Here is a 26,089-nt window from a genome sequence, read left to right on the forward strand (position 1 = left end):
TCTCCTCAATGGGCGGTGAGTAGGGGTACTGCGTTTTCGATCGGCAGGGTGAGTTCCTGGGAAAGGGCCGGCCAGACCAGCGAGGCCGATCCCCAGGTCGCACCGCCGCCGAAGGCAGTGAGCAGGACACGGTCGCCGGGGTTGAGCGATCCGCAGGCGAAGCCGTCGACGAGGGCCAGCGGGATGGAGGCGGCCGAGGTGTTGCCGACGCGTTCGATGTTCATCAGCGCCTTGGCCGGCGACAGGCCGAGTTGCTCGGCGACCGCGTGGATGATCCGGATGTTCGCCTGGTGGGCGACCAGGCGGTCGACGTCCTCGATTCCCCAGCCGGTCTTGGCCAGCACGGCACGCGAGGACTCGGCCATCCGGCGTACGGCGGCGAAGAAGACCGACTTGCCGTCCATCCGGAAGTAGCTGTCCTCGGGCCTGGCCGGGGTACCGCTCGACCGCTGCTCGGCGCCGCCACCGCGGATCGTGATCAGGTCGGCCATGCTGCCGTCGCTGCCCAGATCGAAGTGCTGCAGGGCGCCGAGCTCGTCTGGTTCGCCGGCTCGCAGGATGACCGCGCCCGCGCCGTCGCCGAAGATCACCGAGGTGGTCCGGTCGTCGGGCGCCAGGATCGTGCTGAACGACTCGGCACCTATCACCATCACCCGCTCGGCGAACCCGGCCGCGATCGCGCCGGCCCCGGCTTGCAGGGCATAGACGAAACCAGAGCACACCGCGGACACGTCGTACGCCGGTACGTCGGTCAGCCCCATCCGCGCGGCGACCGTCGGCGCCGTACCCGGGCAAGTGCGGTCGGGCGTCGTGGTGGCCAGGACGACCAGGTCGACGGTGTGATGGCCGGAACTCTTCAGGGCCCGCAGGCCGGCCTCGGCGGCGAGGTGGCTGGTCGTAGTACCGGGATCGACGACGTGGCGGCGGCCGATCCCTGTCCTGGTGCGGATCCAGTCGTCGGAGGTGTCGAGGCGCTGGGCCAGCTCGTCGTTGGTGACGACGCGCGGCGGCAGGCTGCCACCGAGGCCGCAGATGACCGCGGCGCGCATCACGCGCTCCCGGGCAGTCGGTGGGTGACAGCGGACCGGACGCTGATGCCGGCAACGTCCGCCAGCACGGTGAAGGTGCGCCAGGTGTCGCCACCCATCTGCAGCAACGCGGGGTCGGCCAGCTCGGTCGTGACCGGGATCTCCCTTGTTTTACTGGGCTTCGGGGCAGTCATCGTGGTCTGGCGCATCCACAGCGTGTCACTGGCCTGCCTTGGTACGCCGTCCAGGTCGTACATCATCACCTGCGCCAGCTGCAGCGCAGTGACGAAAGCGTCAACCATCGAAGGCGCCGGGTGATACGCCCCCTCCAGGCCGTTCGCACTGGCCTCGCCATCGTCGGACAGCTCCAGCACTGCGGTGGCCTTGGTCTGGTCCTGTACTTCGAGATCGCGGATCCACTGGGTCCGGGCTTTGAACCCGGCGCCGTAGTACCGGTCCTGGGGCAGATCCCCAGCGGTCCACTCGCCTGACTCGAGCTCGGCGGCGGGATGGACGATCTCGGACTGGACGCGCATCGCGCCGATCGCGGAGTCGAAGACCGAGACCGTCCAGCCGTCCTCCTCGGCCGGCGTGACGCTCTTCCTCCGGGCTGTCGCCTTCAAGCCGGCCAGGTCTTCCTGCGGCTTGCTGCCGGCGGTGATCCGGACCTTGCGCAACCAGCCATTGGCGAGAACTGCTGGGTCCTGGCCCGGAGACTGCAGGCAGTGCTCAGCCAGTTGCGCGCCGAGGACCAAGGCATCGATGGTGCTGAAGTGCGGGCGGAGGTCGGTGCCGACGGCCTTCCTCGACCAATCGCCCGGATAGCTGACGTCGACACTCGCCGACGCCCAGGGGACCTGGTCGGCGCAGCCCGCCGTCAGCTCCTCGACGTCATATCCGACCCGACGGAAACCACGGCCGAAGAATCGCTGGGCCGCTGGTCCGAGAATGTCGTCGACAGCGGGCAGGGTGGTATTAACAGGCATTCTGATCAATCCCCCACGGATCAATAACCCCCGCAATACAAATGATCAAACAATGGCCTGGGAAGGCCCTTCGAGCCAGCGGGGCGGCATGCTCGAACTGCTCAGCAGCGACTGTAGGCCATCGAACCTGTCAGTCCGAGGCGTTTTACAGAATTTACAAGCCCGCCATCGGCACTCAATCACCGGCAGATTACCGGGTGATTTCCGGAGTATTTCCTGGACAATTGACCAGGCGACCGGCCGGAGCGCAGGTCAAACGCTTCATACAGCCGGGAGATTTCCGATCCGTTGCCGCTGGTAACACGTACGACTCACGGGATGCACTTTGCGGCAACATGACGAGACCCCCGGCGAGCGGTCGCCGGGGGTCTGGACGTCCACATCAGGAGACGGCGACCGCGATCTTGCCGCTGACCAGGCCGTCACCGAGGTCGACGAGAGCCTGCGGCACCCCGTCGAGCGGCACCACACTGTCGATGCTCGGCTGCACCTTGCCCGCTTCGACCAGCTCCAGCAGGATCTCGAGATCGGCGGCGTTCTCCTTCGCCAGCAGGCCGGTCAGCCGCTGCCGGATGAACAGCGACAGGAGTTGTCCCCGGAGTTGCCGATCGGTGCCGCCGGAAATGGGACCGCCGCCTTCGCCTCCTGCGATGACAGCGGTCCCGGTCTTGGTGAGTGCCCGGCGCAGTCTTTTCAGCGTCGGATTGCCGGCCAGGTCGATGATCAGGTCGTAGCGGTGAGTGCCGTCCGCGAAATCCTCATTGGTGTAGTCGAGGACATGGTCGGCCCCGAACTTCTGCACCAGCGCGAGCTTCGCAGTACTGGCGGTGCCGGTGACTTCGGCACCGAAGGCCTTGGCGAGCTGGACCGCGTACGAGCCGACGCCACCGGATGCGCCGGTGATCAGTACCTTCTGACCGGCCTGGATCTTGCCGTGGCGGAGTGCTTGCAATGCGGTAGTCGCGGAGATCCCGAGCACCGCGGCTTCGGCGAAGGCGAGGCCGGCCGGTTTCGCGGCCAGCTTGTCGATGCGCGCAACGGCGTACTGGGCGAAACTTCCCTCGCCGATGCCGAACACCTCGTCGCCCTCGGCGAACTTGCTCACCCCTTCGCCGAGGGCGACGACGCGACCCGCGAGCTCCCGCCCGAGCAGGGGGTTCCTCGGCCGGCGCACGCCGAAGACGAGGCGGAGAAGGTACGGCTTGCCGGTCATCAGGTGCCAGGCGCCCCGATCGAGCCCTCCAGCCTCGACCTGCACCAACACCTCCCCCGGACCCGGTGTCGGTTTGGCGATCTCGGCCACTCGCAGCACGTCGGCCGTGCCGTAGCTGTCCCTGACGACTGCGCGCATTTCCGTCTCCCCCTCGTCGTACTAAGTAAGTGGAGCGTATCGTACTTAGTACGAAACTGCTATCGTCCGTTCCGATGCCACGGTCACAGGGGTCTACGGAGCGCGCTCAACTCAGCCGCGAGCGGGTACTGCGGGCTGCCGTCGCGGTCGCGGACGGCGGCGGCCTGGGCGGACTGACGATCCGGTCATTGGCCAGCCAGCTCGATGTGAAGCCGATGTCGGTCTACTACTACGTCGCGAACAAGAACGAGATCCTCGACGGGATCGTCGACCTGGTCTTCGGCGAGATCGAGCTGCCGGTGCCCGGTGGTGACTGGCGGGTGGAGATCAGCAAGCGGGCGCACTCGGCCCGGGAGGTGTTGCGGCGGCATCCGTGGGCGATCGCGTTGATGGAGTCGCGGACCAGCCCGGGGCCGGCGACATTGCGGCATCACGACGCGAATGTGGGGACTTTTCGGGCGGCCGGGTTCTCGGTGGCGATGACGGCGCACGCCTATGCCTTGCTCGACGCGTTCGTTTACGGGTTCGCGGTACAGGAGGCGTCGTTGCCGTTCGAGGGATCCGAGGGCGCGGCCGAGGTGGCCGGCGGGATGATGGAGCAGTTCGGCTCAGGGCAGTATCCGCACCTGACCGAGCTGGCGGTGGATCATGTCCTCCAGCCCGGTTACGCGTTCGGCGACGAGTTCGACTTCGGTCTTTCGTTGATCCTGGACGGACTTGCCCGGTTGCTCGGTTAGCTGACCGGCTCCAGCTGGATCTCACCGCGGGCTGCCTTGAGGGCGATGTCGGTGCGGTGCTGCGAGCCCTTGATGAGGATCTGGCCGACGCCGGCGTAGGCACGCTGGCGGGCCTCGTCGAGATCCTTGCCGGTGGCGCTGACCGCGAGGACCCGGCCGCCCGACGTGACGACCTCGCCGTCCTCGATCGTCGTACCGGCGTGGAAGACGCGGACGCCCCCGGCCTCGGCCTGGTCGATGCCGGTGATGACGTCACCGCTGCGCGGCTTGGCCGGGTACTTCTTGGCCGCGACCACGACCGCCACCGATGCGCCCGACTTCCAGCGCAGGGGTTCGGCGTCGGCGAGTTTGCCGGTCGCGGCGGCGTACAGCAGTCCGCCGAGCGGGGTCTGCAGCAACGGCAGCAGGGCCTGCGTCTCCGGGTCGCCGAAGCGGGCGTTGAACTCGATCACCCGGACGCCACGGGAGGTCAGCGCGAGTCCGGCGTACAGAAGTCCGCTGAACGGGGTGCCGCGGCGGCGGAGCTCGTCGATGGTCGGCTGGAGCACCTTCTCGGTGATCTCCTCGACCAGCCCTTCCGGTGCCCAGGGCAACGGGGTGTACGCGCCCATGCCGCCGGTGTTGGGCCCTTCGTCGTTGTCCGCAAGGCGTTTGAAGTCCTGCGCCGGCTGCATCGGCAACACGGTCTGGCCGTCGGTGATCGCGAACAGGGAGACCTCGGGGCCGTCGAGGAACTCCTCGATCAGCACCTGCTCACACCCGGCCGCGTGCTCGAGCGCCTCCGCGCGGTCCGACGTGACGACGACCCCCTTGCCCGCCGCAAGCGCGTCATCCTTGACCACGTATGGCGGCCCGAACGCGTCGATCGCCTCGGCGGCCTGCTCCGGCGTCGTACAGACGTACGCCCGGCCGGTCGGCACACTCGCCGCGGCCATCACATCCTTGGCGAACGCCTTGGACCCCTCGATCTCAGCCGCCTCCTTGGACGGCCCGAACACGGCGATCCCCGCCGCCCTCAGCGGATCAGCCAGCCCGGCCACCAGCGGTGCCTCCGGACCAACCACCACCAGATCGGCGCCGACCTCCTGCGCCAGCGCCACCACCGCGTCATGATCCGAGATCTCCACCGCCCGGCAAACAATCGTTTGCCCGTCGTGTGCCGGCTGCAACGCCTCGATCCCCGGATTCCCCGGCGCCGCCACAACCTGCTCAACCTCAGGATCCCGGCTCAACGCCCAGACCAGTGCATGCTCACGCCCACCAGAGCCCACAACCAAAACCTTCACAAGCCCTGAGCCTAGTGCACGCACGCATTCCCCCACGCGCCCTCCACTTCCGCTCCTGCGTCGCTCCAGCTCCGGGTCGCTCCCACCCGCCCGTGTTTGCGCTCCTACGTCGCGCGACTTCCACGCTCCTCTGTCGCGCACTCCGCGACCCCGCCGTGGAGCCGACCCAGCCGACGACCGGGCCGCGCGGCTACCGCCTACTGCTCATCGGGGAAAGACCTTCTTTGCCGCCCGACCGATCGTGCGGGTTTCCGCAGCGTCGACTCCACCACCGACCCCGGGAACCACCTTGGACAGCGTCACTGCCGCGCGTTTCGTGCCGTACTTGGCAACCAGGTAGAAGCCAGCCACGTCTCGTCACAACAGACTTTCATGGCGCTCATGCGGCGCCGGACTCGATGTTGTGGATTACGGTTGGCGTCGCGTTCGTGGTTCCGGTCAGCGCGTTGAGTGCCTGGTTGAGGAGGCGTTCGATTGCGGCGCTGATGCCGGCGCACTCACTGTCGATCGTGCCTGCGCTCTTCTGGATGCCGTTGGCAAGCTTCTTCACCCTGGCGATCTTGTCCAGCTGCGTGAGTGCTTCCGCGATCTTCTCCTCGGCCGTGGCGACCTCGGTGGCGCCGGTCCGAGCGGAGGCGGCGATTGCCACCGTCCTCAGCAGCATCACAATGGTGCGGAGCAGTTCAGGGTCGTCCTGGTCCGGATCGAACGACGCGACAATCCTGCGCGGACCCAGCACCCGGATCGTCTGGTTGTCGTTCTGCTCCGGGCTGCGGACGAGCCCGATCGCTGCAACTGCAGCCCGGTTCCGCTCTGCCTCATCGAAATAGTCGATCCAGCCGGTGCGCGGCGAATCGGTCATCTCGAGTACTACGCGCGCCGAACTGCCGACGTTGAGGAGACATCGCCCTTCTTGCTGCGGGGAACCAGACCGACCTTAGAAGTCGTGTCGGTGTATTCGTCGCCGAGTCCGGCCGCGATGCCTCGCATCAGATCATGGATCTGAGCTTCGAACGAGCTGCCCTTGATGGGCGTGACTTTCGCCAAGGTGGCTTTGGCCTGCTGCACCTTCAGGGTGGTCGTCAGTTCGTCGACCTTGAGCGCGAGCTCCGAGTGGTTCTTCTCGATCTGCTGCGTGAACTTCTCCTGCTGGGTCGTAAGCGCAGCGGCGTGCTTCGCCATCGGAGAGGTGGGATCGGCGGGGTCGAACTGCTTGGCTGCCCTCTCCAGCAGTTCGCGGGCGCTGGTGCTCACCTGGATTTCCAGGCCGGCTCCGAACTTGTCCAGTAGCGGTTGGAGGCGGTCGAGCAACTCGGGGCTGTCTCCGCCGAACAGACGCTTGATCTCGGCGGTCAGGCCATTCTTGGCACCCTCCACCGCAGTCGTGAACTCCTTGCGGCTCTGCTGATCTGCCTCGGTGATCGCCTTCTTCGCATCCGTGGCCACCTTGGTGACAGTCTGGGCAGCGTCCTTCACCGCCTGCTCAGTCAGCTCCGCGGCCTTGGTCGTCGCTGCTGCAGTCTTGTCGCCGACGTCCTTGAGCAGCTGCTCGATGACGCGTGCCTCAGTGGTCTGCGCCGTGGCGGCGAGTGCCCGCGCGCCGATGACCATCGCTTCGGTGGCAAACGTCGACAGATCGGTTCCGGCAAGCTCAGTCGGCTCCTGGACCACCGGGCCCCTCCGCCCGGTGGTCCAGTGCTGAGCCTCGCGGACGACGTCCTTGTCCGTGATGGTCAGCGCCCGGATGACCACGGCAGCCGCCGCGGTATCGAAGTGCGCGTTGATGTGGCTGTCGGTCATCGAGGTCGCTCCCGTGCTCATGCCGTCGGGTGACAGCGAGTGACTCGAGAATGCGTTGCCCTGTTCACCAGGTCGAGCATAAACACTGATAAGGCCGCTTATCAGATATTTCATGTATACCGCTCAAATCTGCCCTAGTCTTGGTCGAAGCCAGGCTTTGGAGGGAGGGTGCGCAATGACTACAAGACCGGCATTGACGCTGCAAGACATCGCCGAGCTCGCTCGGGTGAGCCGGCCCGTTGTGTCGATGTGGCGCCGCCGCCCTCGGGTGCGTGGGCGAGAGATCCCCTTCCCGCTGCCGGTCAGGACCGTAGGCGGGCTCGATCACTTCGACCGCGACGAGATAGTGGCGTGGTTGGAGGAGACGGGACGCGGCAACAACGTCGACGTACGGCAGGACGCTCCCGCCTTCGCAATCCCCGACGACATCGCCCTCGAGGACATCGTGACTCTCCTGTGTCTCCATGTCCTTACAGGCGTCGAACTGGATGGTCTCAGCCGAGCAGAGCTGGTCGCAGCTGCCGAGAGCGCCGACACTTCCGACGAACTGCTGCTCCGCGAGGTGCTCGCACTCGGAAACACGCCACCTCTGTTGGAGTATGTCGCCGACCTGATCGAGGCGTCGTACGGCGCGGCTGACGCTCTTGCGCGGGCCGAATCAGGTCGACTCAAGCGCGAAACAACAGAGCGGGGGCTGACCGACAAGCTCGTCGCGCTGCTTGAGGCGGTCGCGACAGCCGGCCGGGCCTACCTGGGCGACGAGGCTATCGCCCTCGTTCCACCGGCAGACCACCAGCTCATGCGAGGGCTTCCCGAGGCCTTCGCCGGCATCCTCCTCGACGAGGACGACACCGCGGCGCGTCCACAACGCAGGCGGGCTGTGATCGATGGTGTCGAAGTACTCCGCGAAGCCCGCGGTGCGGTGCACGTGATCTCGGTGGTGGGAGAGTCTGATGCCGCCATGCTAGAGGCTGTCGACAACCTCGCACTCTCCCTTGGGGCGGCGGATATCGGTGTCGTCCTTGGCCCTGCCGCCGTTCTTTGCGACCCGCTCATCGGCGATGCAGAGCAGCGGCGTTCGCAGACCCTCCGTACTGGAAGCCTTGCGATGGCAGTTCGTCTCCCACGCGGCCTCTGGAAGGCGGCCCACCGGCAGAGCCTGGCACTGTGGATCCTTCACGGCGGTCGCAGTGCCCAGTCGCTACGCGTGGCCGACCTCGCTGGGGTGACGATTGACTTCGAAGACCTTGCGTCTGATGTTGTCGCCGCTTTGCAGGTCACCGAGGACCGCGCATACCGGTACGCCCGACGCGCCGACCTGGCTCCAGTGCTCGCCGGCGGACCGGTCGTACCTCGAGGTGTTCGAGCAATCCGACTCGGAACAGCCGATGCGACAACACACCTCGACCGCGTGTATACCGCGACGCTGACGACGAGTGAGCCACTCTCTGGATATGACGTCACCGTCGCACCTGCACCCGGTCAAGTGATATTGCGACAACGTTCTCTGGGTGAGCTGCTCGGAGCGGGGCAGATTGTCATGAAGCGAGGAAACCGCATCAGCACGGTGCCTACCGACGCTAGCGCGACAGTTCGGATTGTGTCGGCCGACAGAAGTACCGACGGGCTCCGGCTCGATCCATTTGACGCAGAACGACAATACCCGCGGGCGAACAGAACGGAGCCGGGCGACGTCGTATTCGTCCAGCAGCCGCGACCGATGGCTCAGGTCGACACCGAGGGCGGCTCGCTAGTGGCGTCCCCGAGCCGCATACTGCGGCTCCAGCAAGGCGCCGGCATCGGGCCGTTCGCCCTTGCTGCGCTGATAAACGAGGTCGTTCCGCAGGGAAGCGAATGGCAGACCTGGAACGTGCCGGAACTCGCGGCAAGAGAGTCTGAGGCGCTTGAAGCGGCGCTCACGGCCGCTGCTGACCATCTCGAAGCGCTCCGCCGTCATGAGCGGGCACTCGAGGATCTGACAACGAGCTTGATCGAGGGAGTGGCCGCAGGCGCGGTCACGATCGATTCGATTATTACCAAGAGAGCAGGATGACGTGCCACCACGTAAGAAGGAACCGACCGCGCCATCGACCATGAAGGAGCTCAAGGACACGCTCTGGAAGGCAGCGGACAAGCTACGGGGCTCCCTGTCGTCGAGCCAGTACAAGGACGTCATCCTTGGCTTGGTCTTCCTTAAGTACGTCTCTGACGCGTACGACGAACGCCGCGAGGCGATCCGTGCGGACTTGACGGCGCAGGACTACGACGAGCAGCAGATCGCCGATCTCATCGATGACCCCGAGGAGTACCAGGGGTATGGGGTCTTCGTAGTACCGCCTGAGGCCCGCTGGTCCTACCTGGCAGAGAACGCCAAGGGAAAGCAGTCGGTCGACGGTCTGGCGCCTCGCACGATCGGCTCACTGGTCGACGAGGCCATGGACGCGGTCATGAATGCCAACGAGAGTCTTCGCGGCACCCTGCCCCGGCTCTTCAACCGCGACAACATCGACCAGCGCCGGCTCGGCGAACTCCTCGACCTCTTCAACAGCGCTCGCTTCAGTCGACAGGGCGAGCACCGCGCCCGCGACTTGATGGGAGAGGTATACGAGTACTTCCTCGGCAGCTTCGCCCGCGCCGAGGGCAAGCGGGGCGGCGAGTTCTTCACCCCGCCGAGCGTTGTCAAGACGATCGTCCAGGTACTGGAGCCGCACAGTGGCCGTGTCTACGACCCGTGCTGCGGCTCGGGCGGCATGTTCGTACAGACAGAGAAGTTCATCTACGAGCACGAGGGCGACCCGAAGGACATCTCCATCTACGGCCAGGAGGCGAACGAGGAGACTTGGCGGATGGCCAAGATGAACCTCGCCATCCACGGCATCGACAACAAGGGCCTGGGCGCTCGCTGGGGTGACACGTTCGCCCGCGACCAGCATCCCGATGTCCAGATGGACTTCGTGATGGCGAACCCGCCCTTCAACATCAAGGACTGGGCCCGCAACGTCGAGGACAAGCGCTGGAAGTACGGCGTACCGCCGGCCAACAACGCCAACTACGCCTGGATCCAACACATCCTCTCGAAGCTCGCCCCAGGCGGTCAGGCCGGCGTCGTGATGGCGAACGGCTCCATGTCGTCGAACTCCAACGGCGAAGGCGACATCCGCGCCCAGATCATCGAGGCCGACCTGGTCTCCTGCATGATCGCCCTACCAACGCAACTCTTCCGCAGCACCGGAATTCCGGTTTGCGTGTGGTTCTTCGCCAAGGACAAGACCGCCGGCAAACAGGGCTCCATCGACCGCACCGGCCAGGTGCTTTTCATAGACGCCCGCGAACTCGGCTACATGGCCGACCGCGCCGAGCGAGACTTGTCCACCGAAGACATCGTCCGTATCGGCGACACCTACCACGCCTGGCGCGGCTCGGAATCGGCCGCGGCCAAGAAGCTCGTCTACGAGGACCTCCCTGGCTTCTGTAAATCCGCCGCGCTCAGTGAGATCAAGGCGTCCGACTACCCCCTCACACCCGGCCGGTATGTCGGTAGCCCCGACGCAGATGAGGACGGCGAACCGATCGACGCCAAGATCAAGCGGCTTACCGACGATCTCCTTCACGCGTTCGATGAGTCGGCACGTCTGGAGAAGGTCGTCCGCGAGCAGTTGGAGCGGCTCGATGCATGAGCGCGCGCTAGCCACCGTTGCCGTCGATCGGGGATTGGTCGGTGGGCCGTTCGGTTCCGATCTCGTCGGTGCGGACTACGTTGACGACGGCGTGCCGGTCATCCGGGGTGCGAACATGCTCCGCCGCTACGTTGGCGGCGACTTCGCGTTCGTAACTCCGGACAAGTTCGCACGCGACCTCGCCCGGAATAATGCGGTCCCAGGCGACCTGATTTTTACCCAGCGCGGGACGCTCGGTCAGGTGGCCGTAGTGCCTCGAGGCCAGCACGCCGAATATGTTGTATCGCAAAGTCAGATGCGACTACGAGTCGACGAAGAAATCGCTGACCCAACGTTCGTATATTACGCGTGCTCCGGCCAGGAGTTCTTGAATCAGATCAATGACAATGCTATATCGACCGGCGTTCCGCATACCAACCTGGGTATTCTGGCGCGGCTAACGATCCCGGACCGTCCGATCCAAGAGCAGCACGCAATCGCGGAGGTGCTGGGAGCACTCGACGACAAGATGTCCGCCAATGACCGGATCCGGGCACTCGTGGACGAGGTTGCGATGGCACGGTTCCGCCGCCTGTCAGCTGGTCGGCGACCGGCGAGAATGGCCGATCTCGCGGTCATCAACGCTGGTGTCACGAAGCCGAAGCCAGGCGCTTCTTTGCGCTACATCGATATCTCGTCGGTCAGTCAGGGCGACTATGTCCTCCCTGACGAGTCATCGTGGGATGACGCGCCTGGACGGGCGCGGCGGGTCGTCAGCGCCGGCGACACGGTCTGGTCGACGGTTCGCCCCAACCGCCGGTCCCACGCGCTTGTGCTCGATGACGATCCACTGCTGATCGCGTCGACAGGTCTGGCTGTGCTGTCTCCTCGCGCGGGACGGATTGCAGGCGTATACGAAGCAACGCGAACCGAGCAGTTCGCCAGTTATCTGGAGAGCGTGGCCGAAGGCAGCGCCTACCCGGCTGTCAGAGCGGAGCGTTTTGCTGAGGCTCCGATCCCCGAACTGGATGCTGCGGACTGGGATCATTTCGAAGAGTTCGCTTTACCTCTCCGATATCGCGCACACGCGGCCGGCGTGGAATCAAGGCGGCTGGCGGCCACACGCGACGCGTTACTGCCCCTTCTGATGTCGGGAAAAATCCGAGTACGGGACGCTGAGAAGCTGGTGGAGGAGGTCGTCTGATGGTCAGCGAAGCTGAGTGGGAGGAGTTCGCGCTGGGCGAGCTCTTCGACCATGGGTGGGAGAAGCTTCATGGCAATGAAGTTGCGCCGGGCACTGAAGGCGGGCGGGCATCATGGGAAGATATCGTGCTGCGCGGGCGGCTGCTTACCGCGATGAGGCAGTTGAATCCGCTGGTGCCGGGGGAGTATGTCGAGCAGGCGATGGCCGAGATCGTCTCGCCGACGTCGCAGGACGCGATCGCGGAGAACTATCGGATTCACCAGCTTGTGGTGCACGGATATCGCGGCATCAGCTATGTGGATGCCGGCGGAATCGAGCAGAATCCGACGATCCGGCTGGTCAGCCAGGTAGTCGAGGAGAACGAGTTCCTGGCCGTCAGCCAGGTTAGCATCAGGTCGTCGGAGGTCGAGCGGCGGTTCGATGTCGTGCTGTATCTCAACGGCATGCCCGTGGTGGTCGTCGAACTGAAGAAGGCAGGCGCCAAGCGAGCGGACGTCGCCTCGGCGCACGCACAGTTGGGTACCTACCTTCGCGAGTTCCCGATGGCGTTTCGGTTCTGTGTGTTGTCTGTCATCAGCGACGGCATCACCGCGCGGTACGGCACGCCCTTTACTCCGCTCAACCACTACTCGCCGTGGAACGTCGATGACGACGGGCGTCGCTTGACTTCAGACACCAAGGACGATACGAGCACGGGAGTCGAGCTGGAGTGGCTCCTCGATGGCGTCTGCAATCAGGAGCGGTTCCTGCAGCTGCAGCGGAACTTCGTTGCCTTTGACACCGGAGCGGAGGGGTATACGAAGCGGATCGCCAAGCCACACCAGTACTTCGCAGTCACCAAGGCGGTCGGGTCGACGGTTGCGGCGGTCGAGAGCAACGGCAAGGCCGGCGTCGTCTGGCACACCCAGGGTTCAGGCAAGTCGATGGAGATGGAGCTCTACGCCCACCTGGTGAGTCTCCAGCCCAAGCTCAGAAACCCGACTCTTGTAGTCGTTACCGACCGCACAGAGCTCGACAGCCAGCTTTTCGAGACCTTCAACCGTTCGCGCCTCCTCGCCGAGACTCCGGTCAAAGTCACGACGCGCGGCCGGCTGAGGGATGAGCTGACCAACCGAAACACCGGCGGCATCTACTTCACGACACTGCAGAAGTTCGGGCTCACGGAGAAGGAGCGCCATGCGGGGCTCGACCATCCGCTGCTGACCGACCGGCGCAACATCGTTGTGATCGTCGATGAGGCTCACCGCAGCCACTACGACGACCTTGACGGTTTTGCCCGCCACATCCGCGATGCACTTCCCAATGCTGCCTTCATAGCCTTCACTGGAACACCGCTCTCCTTCGCGGACCGCAACACCCAGGATGTGTTCGGCAACGTCATCGATACCTACGACCTCACTCGAGCCGTTGACGACGGGGCCACTGTTCCTGTCTATTTCGAGCCGCGCATCGTCGCAGTGAAGCTCGCGGGCGAAGTCACCGATGAGCAACTCGATGAGGCAGCCGACGAGGCGACGGTCGGCCTCGACGTCGTAGAGCGCGATCGGATCGAGAAGACGGTCGCGGTGATCAACGCCGTGTACGGCGCTCCAGCCCGCCTCGCTGCGCTGGCGGCCGACATCCTTGAACACTGGGATGAGCGGTCGGAGGTGATGCGGCCGTTCATCTCCTCACCTGGCAAGGCATTCATAGTTGGCGCCACCCGCGAGATCTGCGCCAACCTCTACGAGGAGATCATCAAGCTTCGCCCTGAGTGGCATGACTCCGCCGTCGACAAGGGCGTGGTCAAAGTCGTCTACTCCGGCGACGCGACAGACACCGGCTTGGTCGCCAAGCACGTTCGCCGCGAGGCCCTCAACAAGGTGATCCAGAAGCGCCTCAAGGACGCTGAAGATCCGCTGCAGATGGTCATCGTCCAGAACATGATGCTGACCGGCTTTGACGCGCCACCTCTGCACACCCTGTACCTTGATCGGCCGCTCAAGGGCGCCCTGCTGATGCAGACGCTGGCACGGGTAAACCGCACCTTTCGGGGGAAGCCGAGCGGTTTGCTGGTTGCATATGCGCCACTGGGCGACAACCTCACCCATGCGCTTGCGGAGTACACCGAGACGGATCGTGCCGAGAAGCCTGTCGGCCGAAATGTCGACGAGGCGGCTGCGCTCGCCCGGACGCTCCTCGAAACGCTCGACAACGTTTGCTCCGGCTATTCGTGGCGGAAGCAGTTGGCGGGAGATACGAAGAGCTGGATCAAAGCTGCTGTCGGACTCACCAACTACCTTCGTTCGCCATCGACGCCGGGGAATCAAGCTACCGACAGCGAGGAGACATTGGGCCAGCGGTTCCGAAAGCTTTCCAACCAGCTCGCCCGAGCGTGGGCCCTGGCCTCCGGACGCGACACGCTCGCTGAGCTTCGTAGTACAGCAAAATTCTACGAAGAAGTCCGAGTGTGGATGGCCAAGTTCGATGCCCAGGAGCGGCAGGCTTCCGGCGAGCCGGTCCCGGAGGAGATACAGCGACTACTCGCCAGCCTGGTGGCCACGTCGACCGCCACGGGCGAGGTCGTTGACATCTACGAGGCGGCTGGTCTGCCCAAGCCATCGCTGTCGGACCTCGGCCCAGACTTCCGATTGAAGGCTCAGAAGGCCGACAACCCGCACCTCGCGATCGAGGCACTGCGCGATCTGCTCACGGAGGAGACCGCTCGGGCGACCCGCAACAATCTCGTCCGGCAACGGGCATTCTCCGAGCGCATCAGGGAGCTGATGAACAAGTACACCAATCAGCAACTCACCTCGGCCGAGGTCATCGCGGAGCTCATTGAGATGGCCAAGGAAGTCGCGGCTGAAGGTAACCGCGGCAAGGAGTTCACTCCGCCTTTGTCTGAAGATGAGCTCGCCTTCTACGACGCCGTGACCACCAACGAATCCGCCGTCGAGGTACAGGGAGAGGACGTCCTGGCTCAGATCGCCCGAGAGCTGGTCGAGGTGATGCGCCGTGACATCAAGACCGACTGGACGGTACGCGACGACGTACGGGCGAAGCTGCGATCTTCGATCAAACGACTGTTGGTGAAGTACAAGTACCCGCCGGACAGACAACCTGAGGCAATCAAGTTGGTCATCGAACAGATGGAGGCGATGGCCCCGCGGTTCGCCGGGTAGACAGCTGTTCGGTCTAGTAGTGCCAGTAGTACCTGGCTTCTGCGTTCCAGGTGAGGGGGACGGTGGTGTGGTTGGTGAAGGCTGGGCCTTTGCCTTTGGCGATTTCCAGGGTGCGGGAGAGTTGGAGGGAGTAGGGGTGGTGGTTGTCGTCCCACCATTGTTCGAACTGGGTGATGCAGGTTTGGGTGGGGAAGTACTGGTTGGAGCAGGGGTGTGGGGGGCTCCACTTCTGGAGGTGACGGAAGTTCACCGTGGTGGAGTTGTTGGGGGGCTTGATGGTGCCGGACGCGTCCAGGCAGTATCCGGTGGTGGGGATGTTCCATTTGACGTAGTGCTGGCGGCCGGAGGCTGACGGTAGGGGTTGCATGCCGGTGCAGGTGGCTGAGCCGATTGATTCGGAAGTGACTCGTTGGATCTGGGTCAGGGGGCGGCCGGCGCCGTCGTTGTAGCCGTCCAGGAGGACCCAGTCGCCGGAGTGGATGAAGTGTTCGGCGGATTTGGGGGGCCAGGCTTTGGGGTCGCCCCAGGAGATGTCGGAAGTAGTCGCGGTCAGTGGGGTCCAGGCCCATTGGCCGGCGGCGGCGCCCCCTGCCCAGTACTGGCCGGCGGATTTTTCGAACATCAGGGAGTACTGGCCGTAGTTCTCCCCCGGTGCAGCCGCGTCCGAGGGGCGCGCGACGGAGAGACCTGTTGCGGCGGCAACGATCGTCGCGGCGCTGAGCAGGATCACGAGTTTCTTCCGCATGGGTCTCGACGCTAGCCCTGGAAGGGTGCAGGGGGTCTAAGGTGCAGCAACGAGACCGACCTGAGGAGTTGTCATGCCGGAACCCGTCACCCACATCCTCGCCGTACCGGGCGCGATTCTCACGTACGACGTGCGCGGCGAACTCGACGATCGCGAACAGCCCGTACTCCTGATGATCGGCTCCCCGATGGGGGCGAGCGGCTTCCCGACCCTGGCCTCGCACTTCACCGACCGGACCGTGGTGACGTACGACCCGCGCGGCGTCGAGCGCAGCACGCGCACCGACGGCACCGGCGAGCTCTCCCCCGACGACCACGCCGCCGACCTGGCCGCGCTGATCGAGGCCATCGACGCCGGGCCGGTCGACCTGTTCGCGAGCAGTGGTGGAGCGGTCAACGCGCTCGGCCTGCTCGCCCAGCGGCCCGACCTGGTCAAGACGCTGGTCGCGCACGAGCCTCCGCTGGCCGCGATCATCCCGGACAGCGAGGCGGCGCTCAAAGCCGTCAAGGACATCTACGACACCTACCAGCGCGACGGGATGGGCGCCGGGATGGCCAAGTTCATCTCGATCGTCAGCTTCGAAGGCGAAATCCCGGCCGACTACACCGACCAGCCGGCACCCGATCCGGCGATGTTCGGGCTGCCGGCCGAGGACGACGGTTCCCGCGAGGACGCGCTGCTCGGGCAGAACCTCCGCGGCTGTACGTCGTACCAGCCCGACTTCGACGCGCTCGGCCGGAGCAGCGGCAAGCTGGTGGTCGGGATCGGCGAGGAGTCGGCCAACCAGCTCGCGGCGCGCGGTGGGAAGGCGGTTGCCGAGCGACTCGACCTGACCCCGGTGGTGTTCCCGAGCAACCACGGCGGCTTCCTCGGCGACGAGTACGGTATGCCCGGCAAACCGGCCGAGTTCGCGGCGCGCCTGCGCGAAGTACTGGCCCGCTGACCGATCCCCGCCGACCCATCTGGTTAGCTGGAGACATGACTGACAAGCCTGAGATCGACTTTCCGGATGGCCCGCCGCCGGCGGATCTGGAGATCACCGACATCACCGAGGGCGACGGCGACGAGGCCAAGGCCGGTTCCCGCGTCAACGTGCACTACGTGGGCGTTGCTCACTCCACCGGCGAGCAGTTCGACGCCTCGTACGACCGGGGCGCGCCGCTGGCCTTCCAGCTCGGCGTCGGCCAGGTCATCCAGGGCTGGGACACCGGCGTCCAGGGCATGAAGGTGGGTGGCCGGCGCAAGCTCGTCATCCCGCCGCACCTGGGCTACGGCGACCGCGGCGCGGGCGCCGCGATCAAGCCCGGCGAGACCCTGATCTTCGTGGTCGACCTGCTCAGCGTGAGCTGATCCATCCACCGCAGTAACCCACTGGCCCCCGGTTGCGTCACAATGACGCGATCGGGGGCTTTTCAGGTAGTACTACGCATCCGCGCTGCCGCCCCAGCAGGGTTGACTGGGAGGCATGACGACGATGGTTGCCACCACTGCTCCGGCCCGCGCCAGGACCGACTGGACGAAGTACGCCGCCCTGCTGGCCAAAGCCGCGCTGTTCGCCTTGTTGCTGACAGCAATCATCTGGCCGGACCTGAGCGGCATCAAGGGCAAGGCGTCTGGCGCCCGGCTGGTCGTCTATCCGCTCGGGGCGCTGGTACTTCCGCTGTGGTGGTTCGCGTACGGCCGGACGAAAAGCAAGCTGCACAAGAGGTTCCCGTGGCACGCGGACCTGCTGATCACCCTGCCGTGGCTGGTCGATCTGCTGGGCAACCGGCTCAACCTGTTCGACACCATCAACTGGTGGGACGACGCGATGCACTTCATCCTGTGGGGCTTGCTCACCGCCGGTGTGCTGACCGCCTTCGCCCCTCGCGAACTGACCCGTGGCCTGACCACCTTCGTCGCCCTCGGCTTCGGCGCCACCGCCGCGGTGATCTGGGAGCTCGGCGAGTACGTCGCCTTCGTCCGCCACTCCCCCGAACTGCAAACCGCCTACACCGACACCCTCGGCGACCTCGCCCTCGGCACCCTCGGCGCCTTGCTGGCAGGCCTGATCTTCTTCCAGGTAAGCCGCAAGAGGTCTTAGCGGTCGGCCGGTCGGCAGATTCCGTTGGCGGCGGCCGACGCGGCCAGCGCCTTCGCGGCCGGGTTCCCCGCGCCCGCGAGCTGGCTGCCGGCCGCGGGTTGTCCGGTGGCCGCGGGGTGATTGGCCGCGGGCTGGGCGGTGCGGGTCGTGTGGCGGCCGATCGGGACGACCATCGGGGTGCCGGCGACGGGGTCAGGAATCACCTTCACCGCAAGGCCGAAGACGTCTTGGACGACCTGCTCGGTGATCACCTCGCTTGGGTTGCCCTCGGCAACGATTGCGCCGTCCTTCATCGCGATCAGGTGATCGCCGAACCGGCAGGCCTGGTTGAGGTCGTGCAGGACGAGCACGATGGTCCGCTGGTCGCGCTTGTTCAGATCGACCAGCAGGTCCAGTACTTCGAACTGGTGGGTCAGATCCAGGAACGTCGTCGGCTCGTCGAGCAGCAGGATGTCGGTCTCCTGCGCGAGCGCCATCGCGATCCAGACCCGTTGCCGCTGGCCACCGGACAGTTCGTCGATCGGCCGGTCGGCGATCTCGAGTACGTCCGTCGACGTCATCGCGTCCGCGATCGCCTCGTCGTCGCCCTTGGTCCACTGCCGGATCCAGCCCTGGCGGGGGTACCGGCCGCGGCCGACCAGGTCGGCGACGGTGATCCCCTCCGGCGCGGTCGGCGACTGCGGCAGCAACCCGAGCTTCAAGGCGACGGCGCGGGTCGGGATCGACTGGATGCTCTTGCCGTCCAGCAGTACGGTGCCGCGGCTCGGCTTGAGCAGCCGGGCCAGCGTCTTCAGCAGGGTCGACTTGCCACACGCGTTCGCGCCGACGATCACGCTGATCTTGCCGGTCGGGATCCGCACCGACAGGTCGTGGATGATCTCCCGCTGGTCGTAGCCGACGGCGAGGTGCTCGGCCGACAGGCTGTGTTCCACGTGCGTCTCCATGTCAGCCACCACTTCCGATCCGGTTCGTCCGGGCCAAGAGGAACATCAGGTACGGCGCGCCGATCACCCCGGTGATGACACCGACCGGCAACTGGGTCTGGCCCAGCACGTGCTGCGCGACGAGGTCCGACAACGCGATCACGAGCGCGCCGATCAGCGCGGACGCCACCAGCGCCGGACCGGGCGAGCGGGTCAGCCAGCGGGCGATCGGCGGCGCGACGAAGGCGACGAAACCGATCGGTCCGGCCGCTGCCGTGGCGACCGCGGCCAGCAGGACGGCGACCACGATCAGCCCCAGCCGGGTACTTTCGACCCGCAGACCCAGCCCGTACGCCGTCTCGTCGCCGAGCTGCAGGATGCGCAGCCGCTGCACCAGGATCATCGTCACCGGCGCGGCCAGTACCAGCATGATCGCCATAGTGCGGACGTGCGACCAGTCCCGCCCGTTCAGGCTGCCGGTCAGCCAGATGAACGCCTGCTGGGCGATCTCGACCCGCGCCCTGGTCAGCAGGTACGACGTGACGCTGGTCGCGATCGCGCCGATGCCGATCCCGACCAGGATCAGCCGGTAGCTCGACACTCCACGCCGCCAGGCGAGCAGGTACATGGTCAGCGCCGTGACCAGCGCGCCCAAGATCGCGAAGCCGGCCACCGCCCAGCCGGTCAGGCTGAGGGTGACGATCGCGAAGACCGCGAACGCGCTCGCGCCGTACGTGACGCCGATGATGTCCGGACTGGCCAGCGGGTTGCGGGCGATGCTCTGGAAGATCGCGCCGGAGATGCCGAGCGCCGCGCCGACCAGGATCGCGGTCAGCGCCCGTGGCAGCCGGAGCCGGTTGACGATGAACTCGGTCGCCTTGTCACCGCCGCCGAAGAGTGTCTTGACGACATCGATGACGGGGATCTTGAAGTCGCCCAGCGACAGCGAGACGCAGAAGATGACGAAGACGATGACCGCCAGCACGACGACGACGGCGAGATTGCGGGCCCGCCGGACGGCGCGCGCCCGGGCGATGATCTGGGCGGGCGAGTGCTCCGCGGTGACGGCGGCCATCAGAGGTCCGCCAGCTTCCGGCGGCGTACCAGGGCGATGAAGAAGGGTGCGCCGATCACCGCGGTGACGATGCCGACCTGGAGCTCACCGGGCTGGGCGACGACCCGGCCGATCACGTCCGAGCCGAGCAGCAGGATCGGGGCGAGCAGCATCGAGTACGGCAGGATCCAGCGGTAGTCCGGGCCGGTCACCAGGCGCGCGATGTGCGGGATGGTGAGGCCGATGAAACCGATCGGTCCCGCGGCTGCTGTTGCCGCGCCACAGAGCAGTACGACGGTGATCGCGGTGAAGATCCGGGCCATACCGACGCGCTGGCCGAGTGAGCGGGCCACGTCGTCGCCGAGCGAGAGGGCGTTGAGGACGCGGCCGGAGAGCAGCGCGAGCACGATGCCGATCAGGATGAACGGCGCGACCTGCCCGGCGATGTCCGAACCGCGGCCGGCCAGCGATCCGACCGCCCAGAACCGGAACTGGTCAAAGGTGTCGACGTCGCCGATCAGCAGCGCGGTGGTGAGCGAGCCGAGCATCGCGGTCAGCGCCGCGCCGGCCAGGGCGAGCTTGACCGGGGTTGCGCCTTCTCGCCCGAGGGATCCGAGGAGATAGACCGCGACGGAGGCAGCAGCCGCGCCGGCGAAGGCGAGCCAGACGTACGCGGTCAGTGAGGTCAGCCCGAACCAATAGATGCCCGCGACAACAAAGAGGGCGGCACCGCCATTGACGCCGAGGATGCCCGGGTCGGCGAGCGGGTTGCGGGTCACCCCCTGCATCAGCGCGCCGGACAGGCCGAGCGCCGCGCCGACCATCAGGCCGATCGCCGTCCTGGGCATCCGCAGCGACCGGATGATCACGTGATCGGTGTTGCCGGCGTCGTAGTGGCGCAGGGCGTCGATCACGGTCGACAGCGGGATCTGCTTCGAGCCGACCGCGATGCTGAGCAACGTGACCAGCACCAGCAGCGCGGCGCAGACGATCAAACCGATGATGAGCGTCGTACGCCGTGCGCGCGGGCGCCGCTGACCACCGGCAGCACCGGTCGCCGAACGGCCGCCGGACACCGGGTCTGCGGCGACCGTGTCGTTTGCTGCAGGCGGGGGCATTGGACTTTGGGATCCTCTTAGGTAAGGCTAACCTCTAGTTGCTTCACTCTAACCCGGCTCGCTCCTGGGTCGCACCTGAACTCCTACTTTGTCACTACTTTCCCCTGACGGAGACACTGGCATGACGACAGTGCTCGAGCGCCCGATCGACTTCCAGGCGGTGCTGGCCACCGTGGCGGCGGTCGACGACCTCAGCCCGCACCTGCGCCGGGTGACGTTCGTGGCCCCGCGGATCGCGGACGCGGTCACGGCCGGCCCCGACCAGCGCATCAAGGTGCTGCTCTCCCCGCCCGACGGCGGGGAGCTGCGGCTGCCCGCCGGCGACAACTGGTACGCCGAGTGGTGCGCGCAGCCCGCCGACGAGCGCTTCATCATGCGGACGTACACGGTGCGCGCGCTCCGTCCCGAGGTGGGCGAGCTCGACATCGAGTTCGTACTGCACGGGGTGAACGGTCCTGCGTCGGCCTGGGTCAGCTCCGTCTCCGTCGGCGCGGAGATCGGTCTGATCCTGCCGTTCGCGGTGGACACCACGAGCATCAAAGGCATGCTGATGTCCGGCGTGGATTACGTGCCCCCGGCAACGAGTGTGAGTCGGGTGCTCGTCGCCGACGAGACCGCACTGCCTGCGCTGGCCGGCATTCTGGAGCAGTTGCCGGCCGACGTACAGGCAACCGTCTTCGTCGAGGTCCCCGACATCCGCGACATCCGCCCCCTCCCGAGCCCCGGCCGCGTCGACATCACCTGGCTCCCGCACACCGGCGGCCCCACCGACGGCCCCAAGTCGTTGCCCGAGGCCCTGAAATCGGCGACTCTCCCCTTCGACGTCGACTACGCCTGGGTGGCCGGCGAATCCACCATGATCAAACAAATCCGCCGCCACCTGGTCAACACAGTCGGCCTCCCCAAACCCGCCATCTCCTTCCAGGGCTACTGGAAACGCGGCGAACCCCAGATCTGACGCGGCGTCGCCCGCAAATGGCGACCTTGAACACCAAACGGCGACCTCGGACAGGTAATAGCATGTCCGAGGTCGCCACTGGGTGTTCGAAGTCGCTACTCCTGGCGGGTGGTCAGCTCGGGTTTTCTGCGTGGGTGAGGGTTTCCCAGGCTACGAAGAGGTCGTTGGTGCCGGCTGGGCGGCGGGATTCGGTGAGGGCTTGGGTGTTGGCCATGGCGATGCCGAGGCGGGTGTGGAGGGCGTTGTAGCCGACCTCGGTGATCGGGCCTAGGCCGCGGTTGACGCTGCCCTTGCAGAGCCAGGACGGGACCGGCTCCAGGTTGCGCTCCCAGCGGGACTGGAAGCCGAGGGCCTGGCGCAGTCGCTCACCGAACTCGGGGTACAGGTCGATGCCCTGGATCCGGGACGTCTCCAGCACGTGGCCGATCGCGGAGATGCCGTAGCCGGTGTGGACGAAGTCGCGGCAGGTCTCCTGGGTCAGGCCGGTGACGAAAGTGCCCTGGCCTTGCCAGTACGCGACGATCTTGTCGCGGGTGTTGAGGTTCTGGCTCGGCTTCGTCTTCGGCAGCGCGCCGTCGGACTCCAGGTAGACGAAGGCGGGCACCCGGACCCGGTACAGCGAGATCGCCTTGTCGTAGACGGTCCGGTCCTCCAGGAACACGCCGATGCCCTGGATTGCCTCGGTCATGCTCAACTCCCAGTTGCCGTTGGAGTTCGAGCCGTTGATGATCTCGGGCAGATAGACGTTGCGCAGCATGGTGCCGAACCGGCCCGAGTTCGGCCAGTTGCCGTAGACGTGCTTGATGATCTCGGCGGCCTTCGGCCAGGACGAGGCCGACCAGGCGGTCTGCAGCGGCGCGTTGCTGTTGGTGTGGTCCCGGATCGTCGCCGACCAGGCGTCCATCAGCTGGATCGCCTTCTGCGCATAGCGATCGTCTCGGGTGATGTACCAGATCAGGGCGTCCGTGTACGCCGCGATCGCATCGCCACGCTCGTCGCGGCAACCGATGTCGGGGTCGGAGTACGGGCCGCACTCGACCACCGCGCGGGCCTTCGGCGCCCGGGACAGCGATCCGTACACGCTGTTCTTGGCCTGGTTGAACGCGTTCGTCCAGGGCTGGGCGCCGGCGTTGACCTTGGCGCGGACGAAGTCGAGTTGCGCGGCGCTGACGCCGACACCGGGGTGCGTGAAGGTGGCGGGCGCCAGCGGCGCCTGGATCGTTGACTCTGCCTTCGAGGCGGCGACGGCCGGGCTGGTCAGCGTGCCGGCGACCAAGGCCGCGCAGGCGGCGGCCAGCGCTGGAATGACTGCTTTCTTTTTCATGGGCGGGTCCTTGCATGTGGGGGCGGAAAGACTCGCAGGTTCCCCCCACTACCGAAGAGTCTTTTCGGAAGTTTGACGACAGAGGGTGAAGGCGTCAATATCCAAACCAGCACTAACTTCACTCCGGAACAGAAATCTGATTTGTCCCATCCTCAATGGAACAAAGTGAGGTCTTGTCCCATGAAACGACGCCACTTCCTGAGTCTCGGAACCGCCGTCATGGCCGCCCCGGCACTACCCTCCGTCACCGCCTCCGCAGCCCCCGCCGCAGCACCCTCCGACGTCCTCCCGGCGAAGGCCCAGATCGTCAGCCTGGTCCGCAAGGTCGCCGATCAGTGGATCGCCACCCACCCCGATTCCGGCGACAACGGCTGGGCTCGCGCGACCTTCTTCAGCGGCCTGATGGCCGCCTACCGACTGACCAACGAGAAGCGCTATCTCGACTACACCCACAGCTGGGCCGAGAAGCACTCGTACGGGATCATGGGCGGCGTCGCCACCCGGCACGCCGACAACCACACGGCCATCCAGGCGTACCTGGATCTCTACGAAATAGAGCCTTCCGCCAACAAGTTGACCGCGGCAACGGACACCCTGAGCCGGATGGTTGCCAGTAGCAAGATCGACGACTGGTGGTGGGACGACGCGTTGCACATGGCGATGCCGCCGTTCGCCCGGATCGGCAAGCTGCGTGGCGATCCGGCGTACTGGACGAAGCTCTACCAGCTCTACCAGGACACCAAGATCAGGCGCGGTCTGTACGTTCCGTCGCGCGGACTCTGGTACCGCGACGACCGGTTCCTGCCCGGCAAGATCGTCTCGCCGAACGGCAAGCCTGTGCTCTGGTCGCGTGGCAACGGCTGGGTCGCCGCCGGGCACGTGAAGACGCTGAAGGCATTGCCGGCGACCCAAGCGAATGTCGCCGAGTACCGGAGCACGCTGACGCAACTGGTGGGTGCGTTGCGGCCGATCCAGCGGAGCGACGGATTCTGGAACGTCAATCTGGCGGACCCGCAACACCTGCCCGGCCCGGAGACCAGCGGCACGGCATTCTTCACCTATGCCAGCGCATACGCGATCAAAACCGGTTTGGTGACAGCCAGTGGCTATCTGTCGACCGCTGCCCGCGCCTGGAACGGAATGGTCGCGACCGCCGTCCACCCGGACGGATTCCTCGGCTATGTCCAGAAGGTCGGCGACCGGCCGGAGTCGAGCCAGCCGATCACCTACGACTCCACCGCCGACTTCGGCGTCGGCGGCTTCCTGCTCGCCGGCTCCGAGCTAGCGGGCCTGGCTAGCTAGCTCGGGAGCCCGCACACCAGCCGCATCCAGGAGGGCTTCGGCCATCTTGATGCCGAGACCGCCGAGCGCCTGGGCCCGTACGACGGCCCGGGCGCTCGCGCCGTCGAACGCCATCGTCAACTGCACCGCCATCAGTTCGGGGTCGTCGACCCCGGCGGCCACCAGTTCACCGAGGAAGAAGTCGGTCAGCCGCTGCTTGAAGTGTCGCGCCACGACGCTGCCCGGGTGCTCGGGATTCTTGAGCTCGAACGCAGTACTCACGAACGGGCAGCCGAAGAACTCGCCCTGCGCCGTCAGCCGGTCCTGCTTCTCGAAGACGACCAGGATCCGCTCGCGCGGCGTCGACGCCTCGCCCAGATCCGGTTCGAGCGCGCGCTGGTACGACGGCCCCACGCTGGCGAGGCTCTCCGCGATCAACTCGTCCTTGGAACGGAACAGCTGGTACATCGACTTCTTCGAGACGCCGGCCGCCTTGCAGAGCGCGTCCACGCCGATGTTGACGCCGTCTCGGTAGAAGAGTTCGCCCGCCGCGTCCAGCAGCCGCTCGCGGGGTGTCGCCTGGGTGGTCATGGGATCGAGCGTACCGGCTCGGCTTGCGTTTGGAAACCGATCGGTTTAGGCTCTGGAAACAGATCGGTTTCCACACTCTCTCCCCAGGAGCATCTGACATGATCACCCTCGAAGGCGCCGTCGTTCTCGTCACCGGCGGCCAGCGCGGTATCGGCAAGGCACTCGTCGACGACCTGCTCACCCGCGGCGTGAAGAAGATCTATGCCACCGCCCGCAGCCCGAAGCCGAGCACCGACCCGCGCGTCGTCCCCCTGCCGCTCGAGGCCACCGACCAGGCATCGGTCGACGCCCTGGTCGCCCAGGTGCAGGACGTCACGGTGCTGATCAACAACGCCGGCGGCAGCTCGCCGGACACCTACCTGGACGTGCCGTTCGACACGCTCCGCGAGGTCTTCGAGATCAACTTCTTCGCCCCGCTGAACCTGACCCGCGCGCTGGTCCCGGTGATCGAGCGCAACGGCGGCGGCCACATCCTGAACGCCCACTCGGCCCTGTCCTGGGTCGCCCGGCACGGCGCGTACTCGGCGACGAAGGCGGCACTCTGGCTGGCGAGCAACTCGCTGCGGCTGGAGGTGCTGGACCGCGGCATCAACGTGACCGGTCTGCACATGGGCTACGTCGACACCGACATGGCAGCCAACGCCCCCGGCCCGAAGACCGCCCCGGCCGACGTCGCCAAGGCGGCCCTCGACGGCATCGAGTCCAACGCGTACGAAGTACTGGCCGACGACACCGCCCGCTGGGCGAAGGCCTCGACAGCCGGCGACCTCGCCGACGTCTACGCCGAACTCAAGAAGTAG

23 protein-coding genes are annotated in these 26,089 nt (G+C 66.1%); 11 read left to right on the forward strand and 12 right to left on the reverse strand.

Annotated features, from left to right (window positions below; all coding sequences use genetic code 11):
- Positions 1-5: 5 nt before the first annotated feature.
- The 3 genes from AB0M15_RS05885 to AB0M15_RS05895 all read right to left on the reverse strand — a co-directional run bounded on the left by AB0M15_RS05885 (position 6) and on the right by AB0M15_RS05895 (position 3,365).
- Positions 6-1,049, reverse strand: a complete 1,044-nt coding sequence (locus tag AB0M15_RS05885; protein ID WP_363814302.1) for a beta-ketoacyl-ACP synthase III — start codon at positions 1,047-1,049, stop codon at positions 6-8.
- A complete protein-coding gene (locus tag AB0M15_RS05890) occupies positions 1,049-2,014 on the reverse strand; it encodes an AvrD family protein (protein ID WP_363814304.1) in 966 nt (321 codons plus the stop codon). Before AB0M15_RS05890 ends, AB0M15_RS05885 begins: the two co-directional genes overlap by 1 nt.
- A gap of 382 nt (positions 2,015-2,396) precedes the next feature.
- Positions 2,397-3,365: an NAD(P)-dependent alcohol dehydrogenase gene (locus AB0M15_RS05895; protein ID WP_363814305.1), complete on the reverse strand. Its 969-nt coding sequence runs from the start codon at positions 3,363-3,365 to the stop codon at positions 2,397-2,399.
- Between the two features lie 74 nt (positions 3,366-3,439).
- On the opposite strand from AB0M15_RS05895, the gene AB0M15_RS05900 reads away from it, so the two are divergent.
- The gene (locus tag AB0M15_RS05900; protein WP_363814307.1) at positions 3,440-4,102 is read left to right on the forward strand and encodes a TetR/AcrR family transcriptional regulator C-terminal domain-containing protein; all 663 of its coding nucleotides are present in this window, start codon (positions 3,440-3,442) and stop codon (positions 4,100-4,102) included.
- On the opposite strand, the gene purD is transcribed toward AB0M15_RS05900, so the two are convergent.
- The 3 genes from purD to AB0M15_RS05915 form a co-directional block, all read right to left on the reverse strand.
- Positions 4,099-5,388: a phosphoribosylamine--glycine ligase gene (gene purD / locus AB0M15_RS05905; protein ID WP_363814309.1), complete on the reverse strand. Its 1,290-nt coding sequence runs from the start codon at positions 5,386-5,388 to the stop codon at positions 4,099-4,101. The genes AB0M15_RS05900 and purD overlap by 4 nt on opposite strands.
- A gap of 379 nt (positions 5,389-5,767) precedes the next feature.
- Positions 5,768-6,250, reverse strand: a complete 483-nt coding sequence (locus tag AB0M15_RS05910; protein WP_363814311.1) for a hypothetical protein — start codon at positions 6,248-6,250, stop codon at positions 5,768-5,770.
- An 8-nt stretch (positions 6,251-6,258) separates the two neighbouring features.
- Entirely contained in the window at positions 6,259-7,188 is a 930-nt protein-coding gene (locus AB0M15_RS05915; RefSeq protein WP_363814313.1) for a hypothetical protein, read from the reverse strand.
- Positions 7,189-7,381: 193 nt separating this feature from the next.
- On the opposite strand from AB0M15_RS05915, the gene AB0M15_RS05920 reads away from it, so the two are divergent.
- From AB0M15_RS05920 to AB0M15_RS05935, 4 genes are read left to right on the forward strand one after another with little or no spacing between them, the layout of a single operon-like run.
- Entirely contained in the window at positions 7,382-9,241 is a 1,860-nt protein-coding gene (locus AB0M15_RS05920) for a hypothetical protein (protein ID WP_363814315.1), read from the forward strand.
- Between the two features lies 1 nt (position 9,242).
- Positions 9,243-10,865, forward strand: coding sequence for a class I SAM-dependent DNA methyltransferase (locus AB0M15_RS05925; protein ID WP_363814317.1), 1,623 nt, complete (start codon positions 9,243-9,245; stop codon positions 10,863-10,865).
- Positions 10,858-12,048: a restriction endonuclease subunit S gene (locus AB0M15_RS05930; protein WP_363814318.1), complete on the forward strand. Its 1,191-nt coding sequence runs from the start codon at positions 10,858-10,860 to the stop codon at positions 12,046-12,048. The genes AB0M15_RS05925 and AB0M15_RS05930 overlap by 8 nt, the downstream gene beginning before the upstream one ends.
- Positions 12,048-15,212, forward strand: coding sequence for a type I restriction endonuclease subunit R (locus AB0M15_RS05935; RefSeq protein WP_363814320.1), 3,165 nt, complete (start codon positions 12,048-12,050; stop codon positions 15,210-15,212). Before AB0M15_RS05930 ends, AB0M15_RS05935 begins: the two co-directional genes overlap by 1 nt.
- A gap of 13 nt (positions 15,213-15,225) precedes the next feature.
- On the opposite strand, the gene AB0M15_RS05940 is transcribed toward AB0M15_RS05935, so the two are convergent.
- Positions 15,226-15,957, reverse strand: a complete 732-nt coding sequence (locus AB0M15_RS05940) for a hypothetical protein (RefSeq protein WP_363814322.1) — start codon at positions 15,955-15,957, stop codon at positions 15,226-15,228.
- Positions 15,958-16,030: 73 nt separating this feature from the next.
- Between AB0M15_RS05940 and AB0M15_RS05945 the strand changes: the two genes are divergently transcribed.
- From AB0M15_RS05945 to AB0M15_RS05955, 3 genes are all read left to right on the forward strand, one after another.
- A complete protein-coding gene (locus AB0M15_RS05945) occupies positions 16,031-16,900 on the forward strand; it encodes an alpha/beta hydrolase (protein ID WP_363814324.1) in 870 nt (289 codons plus the stop codon).
- Positions 16,901-16,935: 35 nt separating this feature from the next.
- Entirely contained in the window at positions 16,936-17,307 is a 372-nt protein-coding gene (locus tag AB0M15_RS05950) for an FKBP-type peptidyl-prolyl cis-trans isomerase (RefSeq protein WP_363814326.1), read from the forward strand.
- A 115-nt stretch (positions 17,308-17,422) separates the two neighbouring features.
- The gene (locus AB0M15_RS05955; protein WP_363814328.1) at positions 17,423-18,040 is read left to right on the forward strand and encodes a hypothetical protein; all 618 of its coding nucleotides are present in this window, start codon (positions 17,423-17,425) and stop codon (positions 18,038-18,040) included.
- On the opposite strand, the gene AB0M15_RS05960 is transcribed toward AB0M15_RS05955, so the two are convergent.
- From AB0M15_RS05960 to AB0M15_RS05970, 3 genes are read right to left on the reverse strand one after another with little or no spacing between them, the layout of a single operon-like run.
- Positions 18,037-18,984, reverse strand: coding sequence for an ABC transporter ATP-binding protein (locus AB0M15_RS05960; protein ID WP_363814330.1), 948 nt, complete (start codon positions 18,982-18,984; stop codon positions 18,037-18,039). The two genes, AB0M15_RS05955 and AB0M15_RS05960, sit on opposite strands and share 4 nt — an antisense overlap.
- 1 nt (position 18,985) lies before the next feature.
- Entirely contained in the window at positions 18,986-20,038 is a 1,053-nt protein-coding gene (locus AB0M15_RS05965) for an iron chelate uptake ABC transporter family permease subunit (protein ID WP_363814332.1), read from the reverse strand.
- The gene (locus AB0M15_RS05970) at positions 20,038-21,135 is read right to left on the reverse strand and encodes an iron chelate uptake ABC transporter family permease subunit (RefSeq protein ID WP_363814334.1); all 1,098 of its coding nucleotides are present in this window, start codon (positions 21,133-21,135) and stop codon (positions 20,038-20,040) included. The genes AB0M15_RS05965 and AB0M15_RS05970 overlap by 1 nt, the downstream gene beginning before the upstream one ends.
- Before the next feature lie 121 nt (positions 21,136-21,256).
- Here AB0M15_RS05970 and AB0M15_RS05975 point away from each other — a divergent pair, with 121 nt between their 5' ends.
- Positions 21,257-22,093, forward strand: coding sequence for a siderophore-interacting protein (locus AB0M15_RS05975; RefSeq protein WP_363814336.1), 837 nt, complete (start codon positions 21,257-21,259; stop codon positions 22,091-22,093).
- A gap of 112 nt (positions 22,094-22,205) precedes the next feature.
- Here AB0M15_RS05975 and AB0M15_RS05980 read toward each other — a convergent pair whose 3' ends face one another.
- Positions 22,206-23,417, reverse strand: a complete 1,212-nt coding sequence (locus AB0M15_RS05980) for an alginate lyase family protein (protein WP_363814338.1) — start codon at positions 23,415-23,417, stop codon at positions 22,206-22,208.
- A gap of 180 nt (positions 23,418-23,597) precedes the next feature.
- Between AB0M15_RS05980 and AB0M15_RS05985 the strand changes: the two genes are divergently transcribed.
- Positions 23,598-24,719, forward strand: a complete 1,122-nt coding sequence (locus tag AB0M15_RS05985; RefSeq protein WP_363814340.1) for a glycoside hydrolase family 88 protein — start codon at positions 23,598-23,600, stop codon at positions 24,717-24,719.
- Here AB0M15_RS05985 and AB0M15_RS05990 read toward each other — a convergent pair.
- Entirely contained in the window at positions 24,699-25,289 is a 591-nt protein-coding gene (locus tag AB0M15_RS05990; protein ID WP_363814342.1) for a TetR/AcrR family transcriptional regulator, read from the reverse strand. The two genes, AB0M15_RS05985 and AB0M15_RS05990, sit on opposite strands and share 21 nt — an antisense overlap.
- A gap of 98 nt (positions 25,290-25,387) precedes the next feature.
- On the opposite strand from AB0M15_RS05990, the gene AB0M15_RS05995 reads away from it, so the two are divergent.
- Positions 25,388-26,089: an SDR family oxidoreductase gene (locus AB0M15_RS05995; protein ID WP_363814344.1), complete on the forward strand. Its 702-nt coding sequence runs from the start codon at positions 25,388-25,390 to the stop codon at positions 26,087-26,089.

This window comes from Kribbella sp. NPDC051718 (assembly GCF_040681515.1).
Taxonomy (GTDB): domain Bacteria; phylum Actinomycetota; class Actinomycetes; order Propionibacteriales; family Kribbellaceae; genus Kribbella.